Genomic DNA, 2,102 nt, shown 5'->3' on the forward strand with positions numbered 1-2,102 from the left:
CCTCGGCTCCGAACAGCGCACCGCCGCCGAGGAGATCCGCGCCCTCGGCGGCGACGTCGCCCACGTCCGCGGCGACGCCTGTGCCACCGCCGACCTCGCCGCCGCCGTCGCCGAGGCGCACCGCCGCTTCGGCGCCCTGCACGGTGCGGTGCACGCCGCGATGGTGTTCGACAACCACGCCCTGGCCGATCTCGACGAGGAGACCTTCACCGCCGCGACCCGCGTCAAGACCGAGGGTGCCGCCGCGCTCGCCGCCGCCGTCGACGGCCAGGACCTCGACTTCCTGGTCTACTTCTCCTCCGCGGGCTCCTTCGGCAGCTTCGCCGGCAACGGCGCCTACATCTGCGCCTCCGCCACCGAGGACGCCTACGCGCTGTTCCTGCGCGACCGGCTGCCGTATCCGGTGACCGTCGTCAACCAGGGCTACTGGGGCCTGGTCGGCTCCGGCGCCCAGCCCGGGCTCGCCGACATCTTCGCCGGGCTCGGAATCAGCGGCTTCAGCCCCGCCACGGGCATCGCCGCCGTCCACCGCATCCTCGGCAGCGGACTGCCGCAGGTCATGCCGATCCGCGCCGGGCGCCGGGCCCTGGAGGCCATGGGCCACGACCCGGCCCTGGACGGCGAGGTCCTCGGCGGCGGCCATCCGGCCGCCCTGGCCGCCGCGGCCGGACACCTCGGCGCCGGTACGGCCGCCGGCCCGGCCGCCCGCCGCGTGCTCACCGGGTACGAGGAGCTGGAGGCCGTCTCCGCGCCCATGCTGCTCGGCGTCTACCAGCGCATGGGAGCCTTCCGGCGCTCCGGCGAACGGCACGGCGCCGAGGAGCTGCGCGGCCGCCTCGGCATCCTCGACCGCTTCCGGCGACTGCACGAGGCACTGCTCAACATCCTGGCCGACGCCGGATACCTGACCCGCGACGGCGACCTGGTCGCCGCCACCCCGGAGGTCGACGGCGTCGACGCGGACGGGCACTCGGGCCGCTGGGAGGCGGAATTCGACCGGATCGCGGCGGCCTACCCGGACATCGAGCCGACGGTCACCCTCAACCGCCTGTTCCTCCAGGCGTACCCGCGCATCCTGCGCGGCGAGGTGGGCGCCACCGAGATCATGTTCCCCGGCTCCTCGATGAAGCTGGTGCAGAACTTCTACAAGGGCAACCCGCTCACCGACTCCTTCAACCTGCTGGTCCGCGACACGGTCCGTCACTTCCTGGACCTGCGCCTGCCGCGGCTGCCCCGGGGCCGTACGGTCGAGGTCGTGGAACTCGGCGCCGGCACCGGCGCCACCAGCGAACGGGTGCTGCCAGCGCTGGCCGCGCACCGTGGACGCGTCGGATACACCTTCACCGACATCTCGCCGCGCTTCCTCGAGCACGGCCGGGAACGCTTCGCCGAACGCTATGACTTCGCCCGCTTCCAGGTGCTCAACCTCGAACGCGGACTGGCGGAGCAGGGGTTCGAGCCGGCCTGCGCCGACCTCGTCGTCGCCACCAACGTCGTGCACGCCACCAGCGACCTGCGCGCCACCCTGCGCAAGGCCAAGGCGCTGCTGCGGCCCGGCGGCTGGCTGGTCCTCAACGAACTGACCTCCGTACGGCCGCTGCTGACCATCGGCGGCGGTGTCCTGGAGGGCTGGTGGGCCTTCGAGGACGGCCACCTGCGCATGGCCGACTCCCCGCTCGCCTCGCCGCAGGGCTGGACCCGGCTCCTGTACGAGGAGGGATACGCCCCGGTCCACGCGCTGGGCGCCGGCGACCCGGCGCTGGGCCAGACCGTCCTGGTGGCGGAGAGCGACGGGGTCCTGCTGAGCGCGCCCGCGCCCACGACGGGCCCGGCCACCGCCGCCGGGTCCGCCCCCGTTCCCCCGGGCGCGACCACCTCCACCGACGTCCTCACCGAGCGCCTGCGCGACCTCGTCGAGCGGGTGCTCAAACTGGACGAGCACATCGACCCCGGCCGCCCGCTGGCCGACTACGGCTTCGACTCGCTCAGCGGCATGAAGATCGTCGCCGCCGTGGACGAGGAGTTCGGTGTCGCCGTACCGCTCGGCGACTTCTTCGAACAGCCGACCCTGCGCGAACTGACCGCCCACCTGTCCGCCAACT

General features: G+C 73.6%; 1 protein-coding gene. It reads left to right on the forward strand.

The features are described from left to right. On the forward strand, window positions 1–2,102 hold a 2,102-nt coding region (locus tag EBH09_RS38040; RefSeq protein ID WP_193776616.1), incomplete at both ends, for an SDR family oxidoreductase.

The organism is Streptomyces sp. E2N166 (assembly GCF_003671715.1).
In the GTDB taxonomy this organism is placed as follows: Bacteria; Actinomycetota; Actinomycetes; order Streptomycetales; family Streptomycetaceae; genus Streptomyces; species Streptomyces thinghirensis.